Origin of the sequence: Flavobacterium aerium (assembly GCF_030766725.1) — a bacterium.
In the GTDB taxonomy this organism is placed as follows: domain Bacteria; phylum Bacteroidota; class Bacteroidia; order Flavobacteriales; family Flavobacteriaceae; genus Flavobacterium; species Flavobacterium aerium.
In genome coordinates this window covers 366,037-391,634 of the sequence record NZ_JARQWR010000003.1, presented here as the reverse complement: position 1 = coordinate 391,634, position 25,598 = coordinate 366,037, and the positions used below count along the sequence as shown (strand labels likewise).

Genomic DNA, 25,598 nt, shown 5'->3' with positions numbered 1-25,598 from the left:
CGAAGTGAAACGAGATAGCAATTATTTTTGAACGTAATATTTTTTTAAAATAAAATGTATTTAAAATGAGTTATATAGATTGTGTTTCCTAATTGAGAGGCGATAATTTGGCTAAGCGAAACGGAAAGTTATTTCCCTGAAATCTGGAGTAATTACAATGTAAAATAAAAGGTCAAATGCAACATTAATACACTAAAAGAATACAATTTAAATGATTTTTGGGAACAAAATGAAGAAGGTAAAATTGTAGGAATTGATAACTCTTTTTTGGTTATCACTTATTATAGTGGTAAATTCGATTGATAATCTGATAGTTAGACCTAATCCTGAAAACAAAATAAACAGGAAGTTAAGTTAAAAAGAAAAGAGTAATCCCATTATGAAGAAGGAAGTGGTAGAGTTTAAATCGATTACATCTTATCGGAAAAAAAACAGAATGATTAACCAATAGAAGAAAATATGAAAATAAACTATCGTTTAATTATCGTCATAACAGTATTAGTAGTAAGTATGACTGCTTGTAATAAAGATGATTCCAATCCCATAGACCCTACAGATCCTACAGCGTCTATTTTTGAACCAATCGAACCGGAAATAGCTGTATCAGAAATTTATGTAACGGGCTATCAAAGCAGGAAACCCAAGTATTGGAAGAATGGTATCGTAACCAATCTTACTAGTAACACTGACGGACATGCTACAAGCATTAAGGTAGTAGGCAATGATGTGTATGTAGCTGGCTGGGAAGATATTCTTGGAGGGAGAAAGTTACAGTATTGGAAAAATGGAGTGAGTACACAACTTATTATTGGCGATGTCAGTAATTCGCTAACCGGTGCTATTGTTGTAAATGGTAATGATGTGTATGTTTCTGGAGCAGTACCCAATAGTGTAGGTACTAAAGTGGGTAAATTGTGGAAAAATGGAGTATCTACCGATCTTTCCGATGGCACTACAGGGCATCATACCAATACAAATGGAATTGTAGTAGTAGGTAATGATGTATATGTTGCTGGAAGTGAATTTAATGGAAGTAGGAATGTAGCCAAATATTGGAAAAATGGAGTAGCTGTACCGCTGACCGATGGGACTAAATCTGCTGCTGCTTATGGAATAACTGTGGTAAATAACGTTGTGTATGTTGTTGGATTTGAAGGGATGACAACCGATGGTGGTAGTAAGACTATTGCTAAATACTGGAGAAATGGTGTAGCTGTACCATTGACAGATGGCACGAGTCACAACTTTGCAACGGGTATTGCTGTTTCAGGTGAGAATGTTTATGTCGTTGGTTATCGAAGGAATGAAGTCAATGGACAAAATATGGGGAATACAGCCGTATTTTGGAGAAATGGTAAAATGGCAGATCTTACCGATAAGACGAAAAAATCTATAGCAAATGGTATTGCCTTATCAGGAGGTAGCGTTTATATTGCAGGTACCGAAGATAATTTTGTAACCTATTGGAAAAATGGTGTAGCCACACATTTGGGTGAACAAGACGGTAGTTCCGATGGTTTGGCAATTTTTTTAAAATAAATAATATAAAAAAAAATACCATTCATCATATCATATCTCAAATAGCTTAAAATATCCTTTAATCAAAACGCTTTACGGCATTTTGCATATTTCTGCTTTTAAATAATATCTTTGCAAAAAAGAAAAAACAATGTCAAAGTTTTTAATTGCACTATGTTTAGTGTTGAGCCTTTCAGCTTGTGGACAAGGGCAAGTAAAAGAAAAATCTTCTGCGCAATATCAGAAAGAATTAAATGAAGAATATGCAGATCGAAAGAAATCTCCACTAAAGGAGGAAGACTTTGAGCATTTTAAAAGTTTAGATTTTTTTGCTATTAATGATACCTATAAAGTGACAGCTCAATTTGTACGAACAGCTGACGAAAAACCATTTCAAATGCCAACGACTACAGATCGAAAACCGATGTATGTAAAGTATGGAGAAGCTCATTTTGAATTAGAAGGACAAAAGTTTAAACTGAATATCTATCAGAGTTTAGATTTAATGAAAATTAAAAAATACAAAGACGATTTATTCTTACCATTCACTGATTTCACATCTGGTGTAGAAAGTTATGGCGGAGGTCGTTATGTCGATTTGAAAATTCCGACGGGTGCTACAATTACTATAGATTTTAATGCAGCATACAATCCTTATTGTGCTTACAATGAGAAATATTCTTGCCCAATTCCTCCAGCAGAAAACGATATGAAAATTGAAGTAAAAGCAGGAGTAAAGAAATTCCATGAGTAATGCAATATTATAATTTACATACACATGTAGGGAGTAATCGAGACCATGTACTGGATGTTGTAAATCAATATCCTTTAGAACTTGATGTTACAATTCCTTTCTATTCAGTAGGAATCCATCCGTGGTATATAAAAGAAGAGAATATTGCGCAGGAACTGATTATTATTGAAGAGCAGTTGCAACAACCAAATTGCTTAGCCTTAGGAGAATGTGGATTGGATAAACGCATTGAAGTGCCCTTTTCTTTGCAAGTAGAAGTATTTGAAAAACAATTGCTATTGGCACAAGGTTATAATAAACCAGTAATTATACATTGTGTAAAAGCATTTCAGGAAGTGATTGCCTGTAGAAAGAATACAAACACAACTGTACCGATGATTATCCATGGATTTTCTAAAAATAAAACAGTTGCACAACAATTAATAAAAAACGGATTCTACTTATCCTTTGGAAAATATTTATTGCGAAATCCAGCATTAGAAACGGTATTTACGGCGGTACCAGAGAATAAGATTTTTTTAGAAACCGATACAATAGAAGAAACAATAGAACAAGTATATGCACTGGCGGCATATTATAAAAAAATAGAGCTAGAAAAGCTTGAACAAATAATTACAACTAATTTTAATACAGTTTTTAAGAATGGCAGTGTGGACTGAAAGAGCAGAACTATTATTTAAACCAGAAGGGTTAGAGAAATTAAAAAATGCAAAAGTACTTATTGTAGGAGTAGGCGGAGTAGGATCGTTTGCAGCAGAGTTTATCGCCCGTGCAGGAGTAGGGAATATTACCATTGTAGATGGAGATGAAGTGGATATTACGAATATTAATAGACAATTACCGGCATTACACTCTACTGTAGGAATGCCTAAAATTGAAGTAGTAGGTGATCGATTGATGGATATTAATCCAGAATTAAACCTCACAAGAATCAAAGAATTTCTATCTCCTGAACGTGCTTTTGAAATCGTTTCCAATGAATTTGATTACGTAATGGATTGTATTGATAGTGTTACACCCAAATTAAATTTGATTATTGCATCAAAACGCAAAAAAGTAAAGATAATCAGTAGTATGGGTGCCGGTGGCAAAATGGAAGCGAGTAAGGTGAAAGTAGCAGACATTAGAAACACAAAAAACTGCTTTTTAGCCAAAGCAATTAAAAAACGCTTAAAAGAAGTTAAAATAGATAAAGGAATTAAAGTTGTGTTTTCATCAGAGATTCAGGATTCAAGCAGTTTGAAAGTAACAGATGGGAAGAATTTCAAGAAATCTTTTTACGGAACAAACAGTTATATGCCGGGACTTTTTGGATTACATGCAGCCGAAACAGTTATCCGACACTTATTAAAATAAAAACATAAAAAAAGTCCCGAATTATATCGGGACTTTTTTTATTTATTCAGTTACAGCCGGTGGTGTAATTTTTACTTTTGGTACAACAGGTACCACAGGTGGCGGAGTTGCAATTTTTTCACGTACTGGAATATATATTTCTGTAATCCATTCCGATGGACTAGTTGTATCCGATGGACCTTTAATGTATACCTCTAAGAACTTACCACCAGGAACTTCTTCTAGGTTATTTTTAGTCATGTATTCATTTGCTTTATCCCATGCCGCTTGAATATGAGAATAATCCCCTTTTAAAGTCGTTTTTAAAGCTTGGAATTCCATTAATTCACCCGTTGTGTAATCACTACCCGGTGTGGTGAATATCTGCTCTACAATAGGAATTGCAACAGAGAAAGTAACGGCATTATTTTTAGTATCATATACATGATAAATACTAAATGGAGCACCAGCCGTTGGAATTTTATTTTCTTTAAAGAAATTGATAATATTCACTAACATAGGATCCATCTTACTATCAAGATCAGGGATGTTGCAGGAAGCTGTTTGTTGTAGGTAGAATCCACCACCTTTTAGGGTAAGACCATTTACCTGAATATTGAAATTACTCAATTCATTAGCGATTACAGTACTTAAGTTATCCAAACCTTTTTCATACATCGGTCCTATCATCTTATCGACACCACCACTTAGTATTGCATAAGCCTTCCACATAAAGCCCATTTCACCTTTCATTCCCCAAGTAACTTTTGTCCCTCCTACAGTATCTTTGAATTTCCAATACACATCAGAAGGAATATCTTTTAAATAGATACGTTGCGCAATAGAATCGTTTACTTTATTGAAAACCGTTTCCATTTTACCATTCCCATCTTTTCCAATCCAAGTATAAGAACCACCAACACCAGAAGTCTTTTCTGGATACGTGTATTTTATAGTTGGATCCTCTTGCTGCCAAGTTCCCCATTTCTCCCAGTTTTTATATTCGTTTACATAACTGAATAAAAAAGATCTTGGAGCATTGATGATTCGGCTTCTTTCAATATTAAAATCTCCCTTTTGTGTTGCCACATAAACAGAAAAAGCAATTATTGCTAGAAGAAGAAGTAAGAAAATATATTTTGCAATTTTCATAAAAAAAACTTGGTTAGGTTTGAGAAAACAAAGTTATAAATTTAATTGATAATCGCGCTGTTTACTTAAATATTTCCTAATTTCGAAGAAATAAACGTTAAGATTTATCTATCGTAAAAATAGTACAATCTTTTTCGATGAAATTATATGATATTTTAATAACCCTAAAAAATTATAAATTAATGAAATTACACCAAATGGCAGGAATTGTCCTGTTAAGTACTACATTTTTTGCTTGTAATCAGGAGAAAAAAAGCGAAAAAGAAACGTTGAAGAAAGAAGAAAAACCTTTTGAGTATGTGGTAGAGCAATTTGCTGATATTAAAGTATTGCGCTATCAGGTAGCTGGATGGGAAAATTTAACCTTGAAAGAACAACAACTTGTTTATTATTTGACGCAAGCTGGAATGTCTGGACGTGATATGTTTTGGGATCAGAACTATAAGCACAACCTGACTATACGTAAAGCGTTGGAAAATATTTATCAAAACTACAAAGGAGATAAATCAACAACAGATTGGAAGAATTTTGAAATTTATTTAAAAAGAGTATGGTTTTCAAATGGAATCCATCATCACTATTCAAATGATAAAATCAAACCAGATTTTACACCAGAATATTTCAAAACGCTACTGGAGGAAACTAAAACTACTTTGGCACCAGAAATTGCAGCAGTATTATTTAATAATGAAGATGCAAAAAAAGTGAATTTGGATGAAGCAAAAGGATTGTTAAAAGGTTCTGCTGTAAATTTTTATGATAAAGGAATTACAGAAAAAGAAGCAGAGGCATTCTATGCTAAAATGACAAGCCCAGATCCAAAGAAACCACATTCCTATGGTTTAAATTCTAAATTAGTTCGTAATGCACAAGGACAATTAGAAGAAAAAGTATGGAAAAGTGGCGGAATGTATGGTGCAGCAATCGATAAGATTATTTTTTGGTTAGAGAAAGCACAAGGTGTTGCAGAAAATAAAAAACAAGGCGATGCTTTAGCATTATTGATTAGCTTCTATAAAACGGGAAGTTTACAAACTTGGGATGATTACAATATCGCTTGGTTGCAAGCTACAGAAGGGAATATTGATTACATCAATGGATTTATTGAAGTATACAACGATCCATTAGGATATAGAGGATCCTATGAAGGTGTGGTACAAATCAAAGACTTTGATATGTCGGCAAAAATGGAAGTAATTTCTAAAAGCGCACAATGGTTTGAAGATAATTCACCGTTAATGCCAGCCCATAAAAAGAAAAGTGTTGTAGGAGTATCGTACAAAACAGTTGTTGTAGCCGGTGAATCAGGAGATTCGTCTCCAAGTACTCCAATAGGAGTGAACTTACCAAATGCCGATTGGATTCGTGCAGAACATGGTTCAAAATCTGTTTCATTAGGAAATATCATTGATGCTTACAACCATGCAGGTGGTACAGATAAGTTGAAAGAATTTGCAAACGACGCTGAAGAAATAGCTTTAGAAGAAAAATATGGAGAAATCGCAGATAAATTGCATACTGCATTACATGAAGTGGTGGGTCATGCTTCTGGACAAATTAATCCAGGTGTAGGAACACCAAAAGAAACATTAAAAAGCTATGCTTCAACTTTGGAAGAAGGTAGAGCCGATTTGGTAGGACTTTACTATTTGTACAATCCAAAATTACAAGAATTAGGATTAGTTGATGATTGGAAAAAAGTAGGAACCGCAGCCTATGATGGTTACATCCGTAATGGATTAATGACGCAATTAGTTCGTCTAAATCTTGGAGATAATATTGAAGAAGCACATATGAGAAACCGTCAATGGGTAAGTGCTTGGGTATTTGAAAAAGGCAAAAAAGACAATGTTATTGAGAAAATAACACGCGATGGAAAGACGTATTACAATATCACAAACTATGAAAAGTTACATGAGTTATTCGGAGAATTATTGAAGGAGACACAACGTATCAAATCAGAAGGTGATTACAAGGCAGGTAAAGCTTTAGTAGAGAACTACGGTGTGAAAGTAGATCAGAAATTACATGCTGAGGTGTTAGAGCGTAATAAGAAATTCAAGTCAGCAGCCTATAGTGGATTTGTTAATCCAGTATTGGTTCCTAAAATGGATAAAAAAGGAGAGATTATTTCAATTGAAGTAACGCAACCAAAAGATTTTGCAGAACAGATGCTATACTATTCTAAGAATTATAGTTTCTTACCGAATGTAAACTAAAACAAAAAGTCCCGATGTAATCGGGACTTTTTTTATACTAAGTTTATTGAATGCATTTTTTTATAAATTCAATAATAATAGGATTCGGTTTATCATCTGTCGAAGTTAATGCAGGTTGAAATAAGGTGCCCACAAAGAAAGGATGTGATTTGATTTCAAAAGAACGATAATGATTGTCTTCTGATTTTGAAGTGAATACCATTCCATTTTTTTCTAATATGTCTATATACTTCTCATTGATGCCATAACTGCAATAGTATTGACCTATTAAATGCTCTTGTCTTAATGTTTTAAAAAGGAAGCTGTCCAAATCAATAATTTCTAACTTTTCCTGTTCTCCTTTTAAAGAACAAGACAATTTTTTAATTAAAATATCTTCATGATTTGTTGATGTTTCTTCATGATCTGCATTTGTTATTTTACAAGCATTTCGAGCAAACTCAATAATCATATGTTGGAATCCACCACAATTACCGAACGTAGGGATGTTGTTTTGTCTGGCGTATTCTATTGTATTTAATACATTCTCCATGTCTTTATAAGGGCTACCAGGAGCAATCCATAATCCTTTGTAATTATTGTTTTCAAAGACAATTTTAGGATTAAAAATATCTGTAGAAATCCAGTCAAATTGAATTTCTGTATTTAGAGATTTTTGTACAGCTCTAGTACTATCATTTAGTGCATGTAAAGTATAATGTATAGGATTAAAATCACCTAGAATCGCTATTTTTGAAACCATAATTTGAAGGATTTTATAATGAGATATTTTTAATTATTTATGATACAATTTGATGAAAAATAAGATTCCAAGAAAAAGTATAAAACCGAGTAATACCCAATAATTTTTATTGTAATATTTACGATGTAATCGAATATCTTTTCTGTAAGAATAAATCATTGCAACAAGAAATACGATTATAAAAAAACCTGCAAATGTATATTGACCAGAACTAAACATAGTTTTTAAAATTTAGGCAAAATTAAGGATTGTTTAGTAATTTTCAGTATTTTGTAGTCGTAAAACACAGCCAAATTTAATATAAAATGAAAAAACAACTGGATGCCGTTAAAGAATTTCACACCGCTTTTGGATTAGGGGTTAGCAATGAGATTAAAGGAACTTTAGGAGAGTCAACAGATTTACTTCGTTATAATTTAATGAAGGAAGAAAATGAAGAATATCTAGAAGCAGTACAAAATAATGATGTAGTGGAAATTGCAGACGCTTTAGGCGATATGCTATACATATTATGTGGTACAATACTGGAACATGGATTGCAACATAAGATAGAGGCTGTTTTTGAAGAAATTCAGCGCAGTAATATGAGTAAATTAGGAGCCGATGGAAAACCAATTTATCGTGAAGATGGAAAAGTAATGAAAGGGCCAAATTATTTCAAACCACAATTTGATACTATTTTAAAATAAAATCACACTCATAAATTAGCCATTATGCAAACAAGTATATTCATAAGATTCCTGTTTTTATGTCTTTTTCCATGGACTGTACTTTCACAAACAGATAATAGTGAATTACAAAAAATGTATAATGAAGACCAAAATTCAAGGAGTGTAAAAGATATTGATTGGATAATCTTGTCCAAACAAGATAAAGAAAGAGAGAAAAGAGTCTATGAGCTCATTAGTTCAGGAAAAGTAGTAACAGGAAAAGATTACTATAATTCGGCTATGATATTCCAACATGGAAATGATACTCTTGCTTCATCTATGGCGGTAAGTCAAATGAGAAAAGCAATTGAATTAGATTCAACAATAAACAAATGGTTATTGGCCGCTGCGATTGATAGAGACCTAATGAGGAGAGAGAAACCTCAGATTTATGGAACACAATATGTTCGATATAATGGAGAAGCCAAATGGAAACGATATACCATTGATACAACAAAAGTTACTGATGAAGAAAGGAAATATTACAGGGTAGAAACACTTTCTGAACAACTTGAAAAGGAGCGCAATATGAATTTGATGTCAATTTCAGGTTTCTATTCAAAATCTAATTCCATAAAACAGACAATCACATTAATCAAGACAGAAAACAAAAAAGGTGTAGAATCAACCTACAATATAAGTGAGGACGAACTTAATAGTTTTGGATATGAACTGATGAATACCAATAAAGAAAATGAAGCATTAGAGGTATTTACATTAAATACTAAATTGTATCCAAACAGCTTTAATACGTTTGATAGTTTAGGAGAATGTCTATTACTTTTAGGGAAAAAAGAAGCTGGAATAAAAGCATATAAAAAATCGTTAGAGCTAAATCCTAAAAATGACAATGCGAGAGAAGTAATTAATAAAGGAAAATAACTCAGAACAAACCGACTAAAAGAAATGGATTAGATAATAGATCAATTTGAAATATTTTTTTCTAAACCTTCCAAGTAAAAAAGAAACGTCCAGATCTAAAATAGTCGGGACGTTTTTTATATGGTAAAAGCGAATATAGATTTATTGGATTTTAACGGTCCAACCGAAAGTATCCGCATCAATTTTATATTGAATGTTGTTCAGTTTTTCTTTCAATTGCAACGCAATTGAATCATCAATTTTAGGCAATTCATAGTAATGATCTTGGAAAGAGAACCCGATGATAGGATTTACTACCGCAGCAGTTCCTGCACCAAAAATTTCTTTTAAAGTTCCGTTTTTAGCTGCCTCAACAATTTCAGCGACTAATACAGGACGAACATCTACTTTTATACCTTCTCTTTGTGCTAATTCAATAAGACTTTTACGTGTTACACCATCCAAGATACGTTCACTTGTTGGAGCAGTATATAAAGTATCATTAATTCTAAAGAAAACGTTCATTGTACCAGCTTCCTCTAATTTTGTATGTGTAGCATCATCAGTCCAGATGATTTGTTGGAAACCTTGATCGTTTGCTAATTTTGTAGGGTAGAACTGAGCAGAATAATTACCCGCCGCTTTTGCAGCACCAATTCCACCATTTGCCGCTCTACTGTAATGCTCAGCAATAATTACTTTTACTTCACCAGAATAATATGATTTTGCAGGCGATAAGATAATCATGAAACGATACTGACTAGAAGGAGCAGCAATAACACCAGATCCTACAGCAATCATAAATGGACGGATATATAAAGAGTTACCTTTTCCTTTCTTAACCCATTCTTTCTCGATTTGAACTAATTCATTTAAACCACCCAAGAAAACTTCTTCTGGAACTTCTGGCATCGCCATACGTACAGCAGATTTATTAAAACGTTCAAAATTTTGATCTGGTCTAAAAAGCCAAACATCATCTTGTTCATCTTTATAAGCTTTCATTCCTTCAAAAATAGCTTGTCCGTAGTGAAAAACTTTAGCTGATGGATCTAATAAAAATGGTGCGTAAGGTTTAATCTGAGGTTTCTGCCATGCACCGTCTTTGAAATCGCAGGTAAGCATGTAATCCGTAAATAAATTTCCGAAAGAAATATTTTCAAAATCTACACTGCCAATTTTAGAAGAAGAAATTTCAATAAAATCAAAAGCGTCATTGTTGTAATTGTTCATTTTAAATTGAATTTTGGAAATAACGTGCAAAATGCTGAAAAACAGGTGATTTCGCTGTTTTGTTTCGTTATTATGAAATTGCACTTATAATTTTGCTAAATTAATAATTTTTATAGATTTTTGAAGTTTTTATTTAAAATTCTGTTTTTATTCATAAAGTACATAGATTATGTTATATTCGTTGAGTTTTTTACAGTATTCGTGTATAATTTTATGAATCGATGTTAACAAGATGCATAATTACAATAAATGAATTAAATTTGAAATAGAAAAAATAAACTTTTAATACTTATTATAATCAAATATGAAAAAAATAGTTATCGCTTTTAGCGCCGTTTTAATGTTAATGGCTTGTACAGAAAAGAAAAAAACAGAACCTATAACCCCAGAAAAACCAGAAGTAGCTTATGCTTCATTTGGAGATAGTATTGTGGCAGACAATGCACTTACAAAAGAACAAATGCTTGAGAAATTCAAGTCGATGAAAGAAGGAGATACAATTGCAGTGAAATTCAAATCTAAAATTCACGAAGTGTGCAAGAAAAAAGGATGTTGGATGTCTCTAGAGTTACCAGATGAGAAAGAAGCTTTTGTTCGTTTTAAAGATTATGCTTTCTTTGTACCGATGAATGCAGCCAATGAAGATGCGATTGTAAACGGTAAAGCGTTTGTAAGTGTTGAAACGGTAGAACAATTAAAACATTATGCTAAAGATGGTGGGAAATCTCAAGCAGAAATAGATAAAATTACAGAACCTAAAGTTACCTACGCTTTTCAAGCAGATGGTGTATTAATTTCTCAATAAATCAATGAATAAATACTATTGTATAATTTTAAGTTTGTTCTTTCTTTCAGGGTGCAAAGAAAAAGTAGAAACTAAAAAAGAAGCAGAAAAAAAAGATTTCCAGATGTATGAGATGTCGCCTATGGCAGCATTGATGGAACAGATGTATGTAGATAATGGTCGAATAAAAGAAAGAATTGTAAATGGGGAACCCATTGGTGATTTCCCAGACCATTTTGTTAATATATACCAATCCAGAATGACAGATGAATCGGAGAATGATGCTTTTTTTAAAGAACAAGCCGCTCTTTTTTTGGAAGCCGAACAATTAATTTTTAAAGATTCAGCAAATGCTAAAAAGCATTTCAATGAAGCAATAAATGCCTGTATACGTTGTCATGAGACAAAATGTGGTGGGCCGATTCCTAGAATTAGAAAATTACTTATACAATAGAATTTGGAACGAAAAATTATTAAGACTTCAGATGGGTCAACAACAATATTTTTGCCTGAATGGGATGAAACCTATCATTCAAAATTTGGAGCCATACAAGAAGCTTATCATGTTTTTATAAAAAGCGGACTCTCTCTGTTTACAGAGAAGTCTGTTTCTATATTAGAAATTGGTTTTGGAACCGGTTTAAATGCCTTTATTACATTCCTTGAAGCAAAACAAAAAGGAATATCAATTGATTATACGGGTATTGAAGCCTATCCAATTCCAGCAGAAGAAGTTGTACAGCTAAATTATGTAGCAGAACTCCAAGCGCAGGAATTTGATGGTGTTTTCAAACAAATGCATGCCTGTCCTTGGGAGGAAAAAACAAGAATAGATGCTCAATTTAATTTGACCAAAAAACAGCAGTTTTTTAAAGACATTCAAGCAGAAAATGAATTTGATTTAATTTACTTTGACGCGTTTGGTTTTAGAGTACAACCTGAGTTATGGTCGGCTGAAATCTTCTCTATAATGTATAAGGCATTAAAGGAAAATAGCATTTTAGTAACATACGCAGCAAGGGGACCAATCAAGCGCGCAATGCAAGAAGCTGGCTTTCAGGTTGAAAAGTTACAAGGCCCACCAGGGAAGCGTGAAATGATGCGTGCAAAAAAAGGAGATTTAACACAATAGAATTCATAATATAACGTTAATGTCTTAAAGATTGAAGATTTATATAATTACATTTACAAAGCGTTCTTACAATAAAATCTAACCAATAAATAATACGATTTATCATGTCAAGACCTATGTTTGCTTACACTAAAACAATTTTGGAGAGAGTCAGCTTTGATCCTTTACTTTTTTGTAAAGAGTTAGAAAAAGGTTTAAGATCATTACTACCATATGAAATTGAACAATTAAGAGAATGGTTATTAAAATACACAATTGAAAAGCCCGAACTAAGACTAAGTTTAGTCATTGTGAACCGATAAATAAAAAGACCGCTCATGAGCGGTCTTTTTTATGTTTATATACGACTGAGTTTAGTTGACTAGTTTCGTTTTGTTCAAAGGACTAATGATTTGAACATCCTGAAAAGCAATGGCGCCCTTTACTACACCCGCTATAGTATTGCGTAAAGCTTCTATTATATGGATTTTAAGCTCGCTTTTAGGATAAATGAGACTTACTTCACGGGCAGGTTGTGGATCGTTAAAATGACGTAATTTACCGCGGTCTTTGTCTTTTAAATCCAAAGTAGTCAAATAGGGTAGTAAAGTAGTTCCCAAACCTTCATCAGCCAATTTTATTAAAGTTTCAAAACTTCCACTTTCAATTTGAAAAGAATTAGAGTTATGATTATGTGCATTTTTACACAAATTCAGAATTCCTTCTCTAAAACAATGCCCATCCTGTAACAACAATATGTTATCCACATCCAGATCGCTAATATCAATTTTAGCTTTAGAGTGACTCGAATGATTTTCAGGAATGTAGGCTACAAAAGGTTCGTAGTACATTACGACCTCTTTAATATTATCTTCTTCCAATGGGGTAGAAGCAATAGCGGCATCCAAATGACCATTTTTTAGCTTGATAATAATCTCTTCTGTATTGTACTCTTCAATGATGAGTTTAACCTTAGGGTATTTTTTTATAAAATTATTCAGGAACATCGGTAATAATGTAGGCATAACTGTAGGGATAATTCCCAATTTAAATTCTCCTCCTATATATCCCTTTTGTTGATCGACTATATCTTTAATTCGTCCCGATTCGTTGACAATATTCTTCGCTTGGTTAACGATTTTTTGTCCTATATCGGTAAGTTGAATTGGTTTTTTAGTACGATCAAATATCTGTATATCAAGTTCTTCCTCCAGTTTTTGTATTTGCATACTTAAAGTAGGTTGAGTAACAAAACATTTTTCTGCAGCCAAAGTGAAATTCCTATTTTCGGCTACAGCTAAAACATAATAAAGTTGGGTGATCGTCATGGTATAAATATTTTCGATAAAATTATAAAAACTATCAATTTAAACTATTATTTATTCCTCTAAATTTTCCTTAAATTTGAGTAAATAAAAAAACAGGAATATGAAAAAGAATAGTATTGGATTACCGATTAAAGAAACAGAACAAATTAGTGCAGAACTAAACAATTTATTGTCAAACTTCCAAGTGTATTATCAAAACTTAAGAGGTTTACACTGGAATATTAGAGGTAAACGTTTTTTTGATTTACATGTAAAATTTGAAGAATTGTACAATGATGCACAATTAAAAATTGATTTAATCGCAGAACGAATTTTAACATTAGGAGCTACTCCTTTGCATACATTTGAAGATTACATTCAAAATAACAAATTAAAAATTGGAAAGAATATTTCCAATGATGAGAAAGCAGTAAACCTTATTGTAGAATCATTAACGGATTTATTAAAAATTGAAAGGGAAATTTTAAATACATCAGATGCAATTAACGATGAAGGAACAAATTCTATGATGAGTGACTTTATTAAAGAGCAAGAAAAAACAATGTGGATGATGAAAGCATGGTTAGAAGAAGCAATCTAATGATATCATTCTCAATATTTAGTATATAAAAAAAGCAGTTTCACAATGAAACTGCTTTTTTTTTGCAGATAGCTAACGGTGTTAAATTTAGATTAAATTTATTTAGAGTATTTTTAAATAAAGCAATTAATTCATATTTTCGCAACATGAAAATTATTGTAAAGTTAGTATTATTCATGTTTATCACCTTTCTATCGACTCCGACTATTGTGAGTTTGATTCAGAAAGATGTTGATGTGTCTATGCTTTACAGTATGTCAGAAGAAGAAAATCACAAAGAAATAAAAGAGGTAAAAGCAGAACTGAAATATAATTTCGGAGATGAGTTACTTGCTTTTACACCTACCACGAAAAGAATGATCTGCTTTGAACATCTTCAAAAACACGATAGTTTACTAGAAGAGATCTTCTCCCCACCACCCGAATTTATTTAATACTTTCTCTGTTTATTAAACAAGTTATGCGTCTGTTGTGTATTTTCTATACGATAAGAATGCGTGGCTAAGTATCAAATTTTTTCAAAAATAAAATGACAAAAAAAATCAATCTTTTTGCCAACCTTAAATCTGATTTCGCATCTGGTTTAGTGGTCTTTTTGGTGGCACTACCTTTATGTTTAGGTATAGCAATGGCTTCTGGTGCCCCTTTATTCTCAGGTATTATTTCAGGTATAATAGGAGGAATCGTAGTAGGATATCTAAGTCAATCACACTTAAGTGTTTCGGGTCCAGCTGCAGGTTTAACAGCCATTATCTTAACCGCTATTAGTGACTTAGGAGCATTCGATATATTCTTACTAACCGTTGTTATTGCAGGTTTAATTCAGTTAATTCTTGGGTTTTTAAAAGCAGGAAGTGTTTCCGACTTTTTCCCAAACAATGTAATTGAAGGAATGCTTGCAGGTATCGGAATTATTATTATTCTGAAACAATTACCACATGCATTAGGGTATGATGCAGACTTTGAAGGAGATGAATCATTCTTTCAGTTTAATGGAAATAATACGTTTTCCGCAATTACTGGAGCATTAGAATCACTACATTTAGGGGCTATCATCATCACTGTAGTTTCATTAACCATTTTGATTGCTTGGGATAGAGTTCCTTTCTTAAAAAAATTGAAACTTCTTCCAGGGGCTTTAATCGCAGTAGCTTTAGGAGTTATTATCAATGAGCTTTTTACTCAATCTGGTAGTTCATTGGCTATTAAAGGGGAACACCTTGTAAACTTACCAGTGCCTACTACTTTTGAAGAATTTAAAGCCATTATCGTTACTCCAAAGTTCTCAGAAATTACAAATCCTAAAGTTTGGGTAGTAGCCATAACGATTGCGGTGGTAGCATCGATTGAAACTTTATTGTGTATCGAAGCAGCAGATAGAATGGATGCGCAAAGAAGATTCACCAATACCAATGTGGAATTAAAAGCACAAGGAATTGGAAATATCATTAGTGGATTTTTAGGCGGATTACCAATGACATCAGTAGTTGTGCGTACATCAGCAAATAATAACGCTGGGGCAAAATCTAAAATGTCAGCAATTATACATGGTTTGTTTCTATTAATCAGTGTATTGGCAATTCCTACTATTCTAAACAAAATTCCATTGGCAACATTGGCTGCAATTTTACTTTTAGTAGGATATAAGCTTGCTAAACCAGCAACAATAAAACACTTCTGGGAAAAAGGGAAATATCAATTTGTACCGTTCATTGTAACGTTAATCGCAGTGGTGTTCCTTGACTTATTAAAAGGTGTAGCATTAGGTATGTTGATTAGTATCATTTTTATTTTAAGAGGAAATATTAAAAGAGCTTATTATTTCAAAAAAGAAGAATTTGAAGATGGAGATGTGATTCATATTGATCTTGCACAAGAAGTATCCTTCTTGAATAAAGCTGCAATCAAATTGACACTTAATAATCTACCAGAAGATTCTAAAGTAGTTATTAATGCTTCAGATACAGTATATATCGCCCATGATGTTCTAGACTTGATAGAAGAGTTGAAAAATATTAAGGCGCCAGAGAAAAATATTGAACTTACCTTAATTGGCTTTAAAGAAGCTTATGAATTAGAAAATTCAGAAAGCCAGCATGTTTCTATTGCCCATAAAAATATGGAAGACTTTAGAAAAAGCGCTACCACATCACACAAAAAAGTGATTACCGAATTAACAAAAGAAAAATAAACACCGTATTGATTATTACAACATCCTAAATGAGTTTTGAGGACAGGATTGTTGGCTATAAACATAAAAATTTGCTTGGGGCAAATAGAATAATTAATACTTTTTAATACACTATCAAATGACAGCACATACAGCAGAAACACAGGCAAAATTAACTCCTACTATAGCATTATCACTATTAAAAGAGGGGAATAAGAGATTTGTAAACAATCTAAAAGTTAATAGAAATTTACTTGAACAAGTTAACGCAACAAAAGATGGGCAATTTCCATTTGCAATCATCCTAAGTTGTATCGATAGTAGAACATCAGCAGAATTAATCTTTGACCAAGGTTTAGGAGATATTTTCAGTGCTAGAATTGCAGGAAATGTTTTGAATGAAGACATTCTAGGAAGCATGGAGTTTGCTTGTAAATTAGCAGGATCTTTATTGATTGTAGTACTTGGACATAGTAAATGTGGAGCGATTAAAGGAGCTTGTGCAGGAGCAAAACTTGGAAATCTTACAACATTATTAGATAAGATTCAACCTTCTGTAGATGAAGTTAGAACTGAATTTGGAGCGGCAGTAGCAAGCAATGATTCTAGTTTTGTAGAAGCAGTTGCACACCACAATATTATCCATACAATGGATGAAATATTATCAAGAAGCTCAGTACTTAAAGAATTACATGATGCAGGTGAAATTGCTATCGCAGGGGCTTACCATGATATCGAAACTGGTGAAGTAGAATTCATGAAAGAAATCTAATTCGAATAATTTATATATGAAAAAAGCCCCGATGTTTATCGGGGCTTTTTTTATTCATTATCTAAATTCTCATTGAATGCTGAGGGCAACATTCGAGGAATAAACTTAATAAGTATGGGTAATAATAAACTTCCTCCAGGCAATAAAAAAATAGTAAGCGAAGGAATCGTTTTACAAACTTCCAATAATTGTTTCTTTACTTTTTTCTTTTCCTTTTCATCCAAATCTCTTGTGGTAGATACGGCTAATAATTTAAGTAGTTCGCCACTTTGAGAAATCTCTTTAATCAATCTATTCTTGTTTCGGGTAATCAGTAAAACAACATTTTGTGTGGCTTGATCATAGAAATGCTTTACCGGATTTGAGTAATTGAAATAAGGAATTTCTTTGCGGTATTTTGTAATAAATTCATCGGTAGCTCTAATGCTGTCTTCCGTAAATGTAGAATCAACTTCCATTAAATCACTTAATTGATATAAGTAAGCAATTTCATTTTCTTCAATTTTGGAATCATTCCATAAAGCCATTCCAGCTAAATCAATCAGGTAAAATTTCTCTAAATCGGAAGTGAAATAATCCAATTGTAAGGTTTCAAGATTTTGAATATTCACCTTAGAAAATTTAGTAAAACGAACAGAAGCTTCAAAAAGTTTGATTAGTAAATCATCATAATTAGATTTCTGTGTCTTCGTTTTTAAGGCCAATGATACGATGCTGACAATCGTTTCTTCAAGTTTTTTAAGGTAATTATTAGGGATTGCTCCATGGATTAAATATTGACGAAAAGCCAAAATATCCATGTACAGTAAAGCATTTGTCAAAATGTGAGAAAAGTTCTTACTAACGATGTTATCATTTGTTTGAACACGATCACTAATAGCACGCTCAAGATTACTCGACGGACTACCATTGGGCAATATAATATTTAATACATTGAATTTTTCAGGATGCATTTCTTTATAAAAAGAAACAGCTTGAGATATGAACTGTTTTGGCTCACTTTCATGAGTGACTAATCCATAAATCCCATATAAAGTATTGAGTAAAGCTACTTTTGTGACTTCTTCGAAAGTCCAACCTTTTGTAATAATAGGCTCTACGCTATCAAAAGATACAACATGGCCATAAATAAATCCTGTAGCACGGGTAGTGATATAGAACTGTTTCGCATAAACAAATACAGGGAGAAGTATTGGTTTTTGCTCTAAAAAAAATTTATCTATCCAACCGTTTGCAGATGGGTTCATTTGTGGGATTATTATGAGTACAAATTTAAACAAGAATTTGGAAGAAGGTGGTTTTAATGCATTATTTAAGCGTTATTTATTAATAAGTATTTTATTATGTTTAATTATCGTTAATTCGGGAATAATTATGAATTATAATTAAAAAAGAGTGTTAATTTGTTGTAATAAAATATCCTCGACGAGACGATATAATGCATTAAAAATTAAACCAATGGAATTGAGAATTAGAGAAGCCGTTTATACAGACTTAGAACGTATTTTGGAAATTATTAATCATGCAATTGAAACAACAACTGCTGTGTATGATTATGATCCCCGTAGTTTTGAAATGCAAGAACAATGGTTTGCAGAAAAACAGTCCGAAGGTTTTCCAATTTTTGTGGCAGAATATGATAATGAGGTGATTGGGTATGGTACTTATGGAACCTTTAAGCCAAAAGTAGGATATCGATTTTCAGTAGAACATTCCATTTATATTGCAGAAAATGCAAGAGGAAAAGGAGTAGGGAAAAAATTATTAGAAACATTAATCACTAGTGCTACAACTGGAGGATATCATGCTATGATTGCAGTGATTGATTCCGATAATGTGAACAGTATATTATTCCATAAAAACTATCAATTCGTAGAAATGGGCCAACTTAAAGAAGTAGGCTATAAGTTTGATAAATGGTTAGATGTTACTTTCATGCAATTGATGTTGAAAAACGAGTTGAGCTGATTCAATTTTGAATTTTTACATACTCTAAATTTAAGTTAAGTGTTTTGTTTTGAAATATAGGTTTTGTAAGTTTATGTAACGAGTAATCGACGAAGTCCGATATACTTGCTGAAAACATTAAATAAATTGATATGAACCTCTATGTAAAATATGACATTCATTTGGCTTGTAAAATGATTCTTAAAGAGCAATTGGACTTGTTAGGTGTATCTTATGAGATCAAAGATTTAAATGCCTTAGAAATAAGCGATTCTTTATCCGATGAGCAATTGGAACAGCTTAATGAAGGTTTGAATCGTTATGGAATAGAAATTGTTAATAATCAAAAAACAATGCTGATTCAAAAGATTAAAGATACAATTACAGAAATGGTTTATTCTGATGAGAAACAACCACAAGTAACGATGTCCGTATATCTAGCTGAACAATTGAATCACAGCTATGGCTACTTATCAAATCTATTTTCAGAAATAACCTATACATCAATTGAAAATTTTATTATTATTCAAAAAATTGAACGAGTAAAACAATTGATCATAGCACAGGAATTGACATTAACCGAGATTTCATATTTATTAAATTACAGTAGTGTGGCACATTTGTCCAATCAGTTTAAAAAAACGACTGGTTTAACGCCCACATCATTCCAACGAATTATTACCAGAAGACGCGCTGTACAGCAAGAACTTTAAACCAAATGGTATTCGATTACAAGAAGCATAAATAGTGTACATTTGAAATACAAAACCCCGAAAAATTTATTGACATGCATCAAAAACCATTAAATGTCGTTCTAGCAGATGATGATGTTGAAGATCGTCTGATATTTGCAGATGCCATTGAAGAAATAAAGATTAAAACTGTATTCACAGCATTAAATGATGGTATACAGTTGATGGAATACCTTCAAAATGAAGAAACAATTATTCCAGATATTATTTTTCTAGATTTAAATATGCCGTGTAAATCAGGATTAGACTGTTTGAGAGAGATTCGCAATGACAAAAGATTAAAAAATATATCCATTGCAATCTATTCGACTTCTTCTTCTGATGAGGATATCGAAAATACCTTCGTAGAAGGAGCAAATGTTTATATTAAAAAACCAACTGATTTTTCGGCATTAAAAAAAGTAATGTCAGAAGTGCTCCAAATTAATTGGCAGTATCAAACTTCAGGACTGAATAAAGAAACATTTTTACTGAGTATTTAATAATATTAGGAATTTCAAAATATGAAACTTCAATCCCTATTAAAATCATCCACTCTTTTTACAATAGTCTTTGCTGTTTCAGTATTTGTGCTCTTTTTTATTGCGAGCTTGTCCAATAAACAAATCCAAGCATTAAATAAGTCACAGGAATTGGTCGTACATTCCCATAAAGTACATATTGAACTGGAACAATTAGTATCGATTATCAAAGATGCGGAAACAGGGCAAAGAGGATATATAATTACCCATGATTTGGATTATTTGCAAACCTATAATGGGAGTAGAATTAAAGCAAATCAAAGCATAGAGAATCTAAAAACATTAGCAGGAGATAATTTCAAACAACTACAGAATATTGATGTATTGCAACTCTATATCAATAAATACTATTTAGTTTTAGCAAAAGGAATAGATGTTAGTAATGTGAATAGAGTAGGATATTCTAAAGCATTACGCGTAAAAATGATTGCGAGTAAAAAAGTAATGAGCGCAATTAGACAACATGTGAATATGATGATTAATGAGGAAATGTTGTTGCTCCAAAAACATGAGAGAGAGTACAAGCAAGATATTGTCCTTACACCACTAACATCATTATTGGTGGTTATTTTTTCACTCCTCGTATTTATTTTTTCATTTCAGAAAATCAACAGTGATGTTAAAAATCTGAAACGTTTGAATAGAAGATTATTGATTATGAACGAAACTTTTGCTCATGCAGAAGCCATTGCAGATATTTCACATTGGGAATGGAATCTTGAAACGAATGAATTAAATATATCCGATAATCATTATCGTTTACTGGGAGTAGAACCGAATGCTTTTGAATCAACGATTGATAATTATATGGAATATGTACACCCAGAAGATCGGGAAGTATTACACAAAAAAATTATACAAATAAGATCGAATATAAAACCAATGTCCTTATCGTACCGAGTTATCCGTAAAGATGGAAAATTACGTTATTTTAAATCAACAGGGAAATTAATGAATGACAATAGTAGCACCTCAATTGTGGTGGGTGTTACCTGTGATATTACCTCACAACATTTAAATATCATTCGATTGAAACAGAAGAATAGAGAACTGGAAAGTAGTAATGCTGAACTAGCCTCTTTTAATCATATTGCCAGTCATGATTTGCAAGAGCCCTTACGAAAAATACAAATGTTTGTATCCCGAATAAAAGATAAGGATCAGAAAAACTTTTCGGAATCGGGGAGAGAGTATTTTGAACGCATTCAGAGTTCTGCTAATCGAATGCAAACCTTGATTAATGATTTGTTGATGTATTCCAGAACTGGAAAAAGAGAAAAAATAGCCCAACGAACGGATTTGAATGTATTATTGGATACCGTGAAACAGGAAATGACTCAATTAATCGATGAAAAAAAGGCAGTGATTAATGCAGAACAATTACCGACTATAGATGTGATTCCATTTCAGATGCAACAGTTGTTTACCAATCTAATTGCTAATTCGTTGAAATATAGTAAAGAAAATGAAATACCAACAATTACCATAAAATCAGAAATTGTAGATTCTAAAGATTTGAAAGATGAAAAGTTCAAATTACACAAGAAATATTACCAAATATCATTTTCAGATAATGGAATAGGTTTTGACCAACAATACGCGGATAAAATTTTTATTCTTTTTCATAGATTACACAATAAAAACACATATTACGGAACAGGTATTGGATTAGCAATATGCAAGAAAATCATGGAGAATCACCATGGTTTTATAGAAGCTAAAGGGATAAATGGTGTTGGAGCAACTTTCACTATTTATTTACCAAAATAAATAAAAGTATTTACTTTGTAAGAAATAATAGGATAAAGAGTATTATAAGATAGCACGTATGGAAGTAAAGAAAGTTTCAAAAAAAGGTTTTTCATTATTAAAATTAACTGTATTAGAGTTTATTGAGGATAATGGTATGAAGCTAAGTGCTTCGTTGTCCTACTATACTATTTTTTCTTTACCCCCTTTAATGATAATCATTATTTCTGTGGCAGGCATGTTTTTTGGAAAAGATGCGGTTACAGGAGAATTTTTTGGACAAATTAATGGATTAGTTGGAAATGCCGCCGCTTTACAAATACAAGAAGCTATTAAAAACGTAGAGTTATCGGGAAATAATACGTTTGCTACCACTATAGGTATTATCATGTTATTGGTAGGAGCCTCAGGAGTATTTGCTGAAATCCAAAGTTCAATCAATTTTATATGGGGATTAAAAGCAAGACCTAATCGCGGTTTAATGAAATTTATTCGCAATAGATTAATGTCATTCTCTATGATTGCTTCAGTGGGATTCTTATTATTAGTGAGTTTAATGATGAATACTTTGATGGATGTAATGAATAAACGTTTATTACTCTATTTTCCAGAGATGACATTCTATGTATTCTATGTACTGAATATGATTGTTGTCTTTTTAATTATTACATCACTATTCTCCATTATATTTAAATCATTACCCGATGGTGAGATCAGATGGAAAGACTCCTTGATTGGTGCAGGTTTTACTTCGATATTCTTCATGTTAGGGAAATTCGCAATAGGGGCTTACTTAGGTAGCTCTACAATTGCTTCGGTATATGGAGCAGCAGGTTCTGTTATTGTAATTCTGATTTGGGTCTATTATTCGGCAATAATCCTATACTTTGGCGCAGAATTTACAAAAGTATATGCCCGAGAATACGGAGATGAGATTGTACCCAATCCTTATTCTGTGAAAATTTTCAAGCAAGAAGTAGAATTATAGGATTCTAAATCCCCTAAAACAAGGGAGATATAACACTACATGAGAATTTTGTAACATTTACTAAATATCATGTAACACATTGCCTTCATAGTTTACGCAACTTTGTAATGTAATAACGTTTAACCAAAACTTTTATATTATGAAAACTATGAAAAACCTTAGATCAGTATTATTAGGAACGACTTTAGCAACAGCAATGCTTTTATCTTTTACGTCATGTAATGACAAAGAGAAAAAAGAAGATACAATGAAAGTAGCAGAAGAGCATAACGATGCAAAGTTTGATGATAATAAAGAAAAAGAAAATGATGCTACATTCTTAGTAAATGCAGCAGAAATGAATTTAGCACAAATTGAATTAGGTAAATTAGTTCAAAAAAGTGCCAACGCTGATACCAAAGCTTTTGGTAAAATGATGGAAACAGACCATGGAAAATCATGGACTGAATTAGAAGCATTAGCAGCGAAAAAACAAATTACAGTTCCTACAGCAGTTACCGAAGATGGTAAAGAAGTATATGAAAACTTAAACAAAAAAACAGGAGCTGATTTTGATAAAGCATATGCTGATTTGATGGTGGAAGATCACAAAAAAGCAATAACAGAATTTGAAGCCATTGCAAAAGATTCTAAAGATACAGAAATCGTAGCTTGGGCAAATGAGCAATTAGCAAGTATAAGACAACATCTTGACAAAGCAATTGCTTGGCAAACTAAAATCAAAAAATAATATCCTATAAGGATCAATTGAAGCAATTCTATGAGAATTGAATAATACAAATTTTGTAGAATTGCTTCTTCTTTTATTTACTGTTACTCACATACGGAAAGTAGGAGTAAGCTAACCATCTATTAACCTAAAAAAATAATAATCATGGGAAATTTACTGTATACAATCGCAATTATATTGATCATCTGTTGGGCTATTGGATTTTTTGCCTATAGTGCCGGATCAATCATACATATTTTATTAGTTATTGCTGTAATAGCAATTCTTTTAAGAATTATACAAGGACGTAAGCCTTTGTAGAGCATAATAATACCAGAAACAAAAAAAGAAAAGCATTGATGCGTGAAAACATCAATGCTTTTTGATTTATAATAGAACCTATAAAATCAATTAATGATTGTAAATATTAAATTCGGTAATGGTTCTTTGTAATAATAAAGGCGCCAAGTGCTTACCTCCAATTTCCTTGTAATGTGTACTGTCACGATGTGCTTGAACGGCATCAAGATCAGTATAACTTTCATAAAGAACAATTGTTAATGGGTCGTTTGCAGCAGTGTGAATATCATATTGTAAACATCCTTCTTCAGTAAGTGATTTTTGGCGTAATTCTACTAGTAATTCTAACACTTTAGACTGATTGTGTAATTCTACAATAAATTCAGCAATTATAGCTAGAGTCGGTTTTTTTGACATGTACTTCTTTTTATAAATTAAAATAATCCTTCTGTAGATAAATAGCGTTCACCAGTATCGTAGCAGAATGTTATTACTTTTGCTCCTTTTTCAAAATCTTTGCTTTTTTTATGCACCGCAGCTAATGATGCGCCCGAGCTTATTCCTAAGAAAATTCCCTCTTCTTTTGCGGCTCTTTGTGTAAATTCAAAAGCTTCCTCTTTACTTACCTGAATTACGCCATCTAATAATTCGGTTTTCATAATACTTGGAATAAAACCTGCGCCAATTCCTTGTAGTGGGTGTGGTCCTGGAGCACCTCCGCTTAATACAGGTGATAATTCTGGTTCAACAGCATATACTTTTAAATTTGGAAACTGTTTCTTTAAGGCTTCTGCACATCCTGTAATATGTCCGCCTGTTCCAACTCCTGTAATAAGATAATCTATTCCATTAGGGAAATCTGCAATAATCTCCTGTGCTGTAGTTGTTGAATGTATTTGAGTATTTGCAGGGTTATCAAATTGCATAGGCATCCAAGCATCTTTCATTTCGGCAGTAAGCTCTTTTGCTTTTTCAATAGCACCTTTCATTCCTAATTCCTTAGGTGTTAATACAAATTCGGCACCATAAGCACTCATGATTTTTCTTCTTTCAATAGACATCGATTCGGGCATAACCAATATGATTCGGTATCCCTTTACAGCGGCAACCATCGCTAAACCAATTCCAGTATTACCCGATGTAGGTTCAATGATGATACTTCCAGGTTTTAAAAGACCTTTCTTTTCTGCGTCAATAATCATAGCGAATGCAATACGATCTTTAATGCTGGCTCCTGGATTTGCCTTTTCCATTTTCATCCAAACAGAAAAATCAGGATTAAATAATCGATTGATTTTTACATGAGGAGTATTACCGATTGTTTCTAATATAGTATTTACGATCATAATTGTCAGTTTTTAAT

General features: G+C 32.3%; 29 protein-coding genes. 22 read left to right on the top strand and 7 right to left on the bottom strand.

Going from position 1 to position 25,598, the window contains the following annotated elements; all coding sequences use genetic code 11:
- The first annotated feature begins 459 nt into the window (after positions 1 to 459).
- The 4 genes from P6733_RS06285 to P6733_RS06270 all read left to right on the top strand — a co-directional run bounded on the left by P6733_RS06285 (position 460) and on the right by P6733_RS06270 (position 3,628).
- Positions 460 to 1,539, top strand: a complete 1,080-nt coding sequence (locus P6733_RS06285) for a hypothetical protein (protein WP_306351058.1) — start codon at positions 460 to 462, stop codon at positions 1,537 to 1,539.
- Between the two features lie 130 nt (positions 1,540 to 1,669).
- Complete coding sequence (locus P6733_RS06280; protein ID WP_306351057.1) at positions 1,670 to 2,272, top strand: DUF1684 domain-containing protein; 603 nt, start codon at positions 1,670 to 1,672, stop codon at positions 2,270 to 2,272.
- Positions 2,272 to 2,931: a TatD family hydrolase gene (locus P6733_RS06275; protein WP_306351055.1), complete on the top strand. Its 660-nt coding sequence runs from the start codon at positions 2,272 to 2,274 to the stop codon at positions 2,929 to 2,931. Before P6733_RS06280 ends, P6733_RS06275 begins: the two co-directional genes overlap by 1 nt.
- Entirely contained in the window at positions 2,915 to 3,628 is a 714-nt protein-coding gene (locus P6733_RS06270; RefSeq protein WP_306351053.1) for a tRNA threonylcarbamoyladenosine dehydratase, read from the top strand. The genes P6733_RS06275 and P6733_RS06270 overlap by 17 nt, the downstream gene beginning before the upstream one ends.
- Positions 3,629 to 3,670: 42 nt before the next feature.
- On the opposite strand, the gene P6733_RS06265 is transcribed toward P6733_RS06270, so the two are convergent.
- Positions 3,671 to 4,759: an SRPBCC family protein gene (locus P6733_RS06265; RefSeq protein WP_306351051.1), complete on the bottom strand. Its 1,089-nt coding sequence runs from the start codon at positions 4,757 to 4,759 to the stop codon at positions 3,671 to 3,673.
- Positions 4,760 to 4,941: 182 nt separating this feature from the next.
- Here P6733_RS06265 and P6733_RS06260 point away from each other — a divergent pair, with 182 nt between their 5' ends.
- The gene (locus P6733_RS06260; protein WP_306351049.1) at positions 4,942 to 6,978 is read left to right on the top strand and encodes a dipeptidyl-peptidase 3 family protein; all 2,037 of its coding nucleotides are present in this window, start codon (positions 4,942 to 4,944) and stop codon (positions 6,976 to 6,978) included.
- Between the two features lie 43 nt (positions 6,979 to 7,021).
- On the opposite strand, the gene P6733_RS06255 is transcribed toward P6733_RS06260, so the two are convergent.
- Positions 7,022 to 7,720 (bottom strand): glutamine amidotransferase-related protein, encoded by a 699-nt coding sequence (locus tag P6733_RS06255; RefSeq protein ID WP_306351047.1) that lies wholly within the window; start codon positions 7,718 to 7,720, stop codon positions 7,022 to 7,024.
- 305 nt (positions 7,721 to 8,025) lie between these two features.
- On the opposite strand from P6733_RS06255, the gene P6733_RS06250 reads away from it, so the two are divergent.
- Together P6733_RS06250 and P6733_RS06245 are read left to right on the top strand one after the other, a co-directional pair.
- Positions 8,026 to 8,409, top strand: a complete 384-nt coding sequence (locus tag P6733_RS06250; protein ID WP_306351045.1) for a nucleoside triphosphate pyrophosphohydrolase family protein — start codon at positions 8,026 to 8,028, stop codon at positions 8,407 to 8,409.
- A 24-nt stretch (positions 8,410 to 8,433) separates the two neighbouring features.
- The gene (locus P6733_RS06245; protein ID WP_306351043.1) at positions 8,434 to 9,312 is read left to right on the top strand and encodes a tetratricopeptide repeat protein; all 879 of its coding nucleotides are present in this window, start codon (positions 8,434 to 8,436) and stop codon (positions 9,310 to 9,312) included.
- A gap of 141 nt (positions 9,313 to 9,453) precedes the next feature.
- On the opposite strand, the gene P6733_RS06240 is transcribed toward P6733_RS06245, so the two are convergent.
- The gene (locus tag P6733_RS06240) at positions 9,454 to 10,524 is read right to left on the bottom strand and encodes a branched-chain amino acid aminotransferase (RefSeq protein ID WP_306351041.1); all 1,071 of its coding nucleotides are present in this window, start codon (positions 10,522 to 10,524) and stop codon (positions 9,454 to 9,456) included.
- A 304-nt stretch (positions 10,525 to 10,828) separates the two neighbouring features.
- Here P6733_RS06240 and P6733_RS06235 point away from each other — a divergent pair, with 304 nt between their 5' ends.
- The 4 genes from P6733_RS06235 to P6733_RS06220 all read left to right on the top strand — a co-directional run bounded on the left by P6733_RS06235 (position 10,829) and on the right by P6733_RS06220 (position 12,742).
- Complete coding sequence (locus P6733_RS06235; RefSeq protein WP_306351039.1) at positions 10,829 to 11,329, top strand: DUF4920 domain-containing protein; 501 nt, start codon at positions 10,829 to 10,831, stop codon at positions 11,327 to 11,329.
- A gap of 4 nt (positions 11,330 to 11,333) precedes the next feature.
- Positions 11,334 to 11,762 (top strand): hypothetical protein, encoded by a 429-nt coding sequence (locus tag P6733_RS06230; protein WP_306351037.1) that lies wholly within the window; start codon positions 11,334 to 11,336, stop codon positions 11,760 to 11,762.
- 3 nt (positions 11,763 to 11,765) lie between these two features.
- Positions 11,766 to 12,440: a tRNA (5-methylaminomethyl-2-thiouridine)(34)-methyltransferase MnmC2 gene (gene mnmC2, locus P6733_RS06225; RefSeq protein ID WP_306351035.1), complete on the top strand. Its 675-nt coding sequence runs from the start codon at positions 11,766 to 11,768 to the stop codon at positions 12,438 to 12,440.
- 104 nt (positions 12,441 to 12,544) lie between these two features.
- The gene (locus P6733_RS06220) at positions 12,545 to 12,742 is read left to right on the top strand and encodes a hypothetical protein (protein ID WP_306351033.1); all 198 of its coding nucleotides are present in this window, start codon (positions 12,545 to 12,547) and stop codon (positions 12,740 to 12,742) included.
- 51 nt (positions 12,743 to 12,793) lie between these two features.
- On the opposite strand, the gene P6733_RS06215 is transcribed toward P6733_RS06220, so the two are convergent.
- The gene (locus tag P6733_RS06215; protein ID WP_306351031.1) at positions 12,794 to 13,747 is read right to left on the bottom strand and encodes a LysR substrate-binding domain-containing protein; all 954 of its coding nucleotides are present in this window, start codon (positions 13,745 to 13,747) and stop codon (positions 12,794 to 12,796) included.
- A gap of 100 nt (positions 13,748 to 13,847) precedes the next feature.
- Here P6733_RS06215 and P6733_RS06210 point away from each other — a divergent pair, with 100 nt between their 5' ends.
- From P6733_RS06210 to P6733_RS06195, 4 genes are all read left to right on the top strand, one after another.
- A complete protein-coding gene (locus tag P6733_RS06210; RefSeq protein WP_306351029.1) occupies positions 13,848 to 14,327 on the top strand; it encodes a Dps family protein in 480 nt (159 codons plus the stop codon).
- 146 nt (positions 14,328 to 14,473) lie between these two features.
- Positions 14,474 to 14,761, top strand: a complete 288-nt coding sequence (locus P6733_RS06205) for a hypothetical protein (RefSeq protein ID WP_306351027.1) — start codon at positions 14,474 to 14,476, stop codon at positions 14,759 to 14,761.
- A 95-nt stretch (positions 14,762 to 14,856) separates the two neighbouring features.
- Positions 14,857 to 16,518, top strand: coding sequence for a SulP family inorganic anion transporter (locus P6733_RS06200; protein WP_306351025.1), 1,662 nt, complete (start codon positions 14,857 to 14,859; stop codon positions 16,516 to 16,518).
- Between the two features lie 118 nt (positions 16,519 to 16,636).
- Positions 16,637 to 17,269, top strand: a complete 633-nt coding sequence (locus P6733_RS06195; protein WP_306351023.1) for a carbonic anhydrase family protein — start codon at positions 16,637 to 16,639, stop codon at positions 17,267 to 17,269.
- A 50-nt stretch (positions 17,270 to 17,319) separates the two neighbouring features.
- On the opposite strand, the gene P6733_RS06190 is transcribed toward P6733_RS06195, so the two are convergent.
- On the bottom strand, positions 17,320 to 18,516 hold the full coding sequence (locus P6733_RS06190) for an LETM1-related biofilm-associated protein (protein WP_306351021.1): 1,197 nt from the start codon (positions 18,514 to 18,516) through the stop codon (positions 17,320 to 17,322).
- A 211-nt stretch (positions 18,517 to 18,727) separates the two neighbouring features.
- On the opposite strand from P6733_RS06190, the gene P6733_RS06185 reads away from it, so the two are divergent.
- The 7 genes from P6733_RS06185 to P6733_RS06155 all read left to right on the top strand — a co-directional run bounded on the left by P6733_RS06185 (position 18,728) and on the right by P6733_RS06155 (position 24,256).
- The gene (locus P6733_RS06185) at positions 18,728 to 19,237 is read left to right on the top strand and encodes a GNAT family N-acetyltransferase (RefSeq protein ID WP_306351017.1); all 510 of its coding nucleotides are present in this window, start codon (positions 18,728 to 18,730) and stop codon (positions 19,235 to 19,237) included.
- A gap of 131 nt (positions 19,238 to 19,368) precedes the next feature.
- Positions 19,369 to 19,929 (top strand): helix-turn-helix domain-containing protein, encoded by a 561-nt coding sequence (locus P6733_RS06180; RefSeq protein WP_306351015.1) that lies wholly within the window; start codon positions 19,369 to 19,371, stop codon positions 19,927 to 19,929.
- A 74-nt stretch (positions 19,930 to 20,003) separates the two neighbouring features.
- Positions 20,004 to 20,450 carry a response regulator gene (locus P6733_RS06175; RefSeq protein WP_306351013.1) on the top strand — a complete coding sequence of 149 codons (447 nt, stop codon included), beginning with the start codon at positions 20,004 to 20,006 and terminating at the stop codon, positions 20,448 to 20,450.
- A gap of 21 nt (positions 20,451 to 20,471) precedes the next feature.
- Entirely contained in the window at positions 20,472 to 22,259 is a 1,788-nt protein-coding gene (locus tag P6733_RS06170) for a sensor histidine kinase (RefSeq protein WP_306351010.1), read from the top strand.
- Between the two features lie 58 nt (positions 22,260 to 22,317).
- A complete protein-coding gene (locus P6733_RS06165) occupies positions 22,318 to 23,226 on the top strand; it encodes a YihY/virulence factor BrkB family protein (RefSeq protein ID WP_306351009.1) in 909 nt (302 codons plus the stop codon).
- 139 nt (positions 23,227 to 23,365) lie between these two features.
- Positions 23,366 to 23,956, top strand: a complete 591-nt coding sequence (locus P6733_RS06160) for a DUF4142 domain-containing protein (RefSeq protein WP_306351007.1) — start codon at positions 23,366 to 23,368, stop codon at positions 23,954 to 23,956.
- 144 nt (positions 23,957 to 24,100) lie between these two features.
- Entirely contained in the window at positions 24,101 to 24,256 is a 156-nt protein-coding gene (locus P6733_RS06155) for a lmo0937 family membrane protein (RefSeq protein ID WP_306351005.1), read from the top strand.
- 90 nt (positions 24,257 to 24,346) lie between these two features.
- On the opposite strand, the gene P6733_RS06150 is transcribed toward P6733_RS06155, so the two are convergent.
- The gene (locus P6733_RS06150; RefSeq protein WP_306351004.1) at positions 24,347 to 24,652 is read right to left on the bottom strand and encodes a putative quinol monooxygenase; all 306 of its coding nucleotides are present in this window, start codon (positions 24,650 to 24,652) and stop codon (positions 24,347 to 24,349) included.
- A 17-nt stretch (positions 24,653 to 24,669) separates the two neighbouring features.
- Complete coding sequence (gene cysK / locus P6733_RS06145) at positions 24,670 to 25,581, bottom strand: cysteine synthase A (RefSeq protein WP_306351002.1); 912 nt, start codon at positions 25,579 to 25,581, stop codon at positions 24,670 to 24,672.
- Positions 25,582 to 25,598 lie beyond the last annotated feature (17 nt).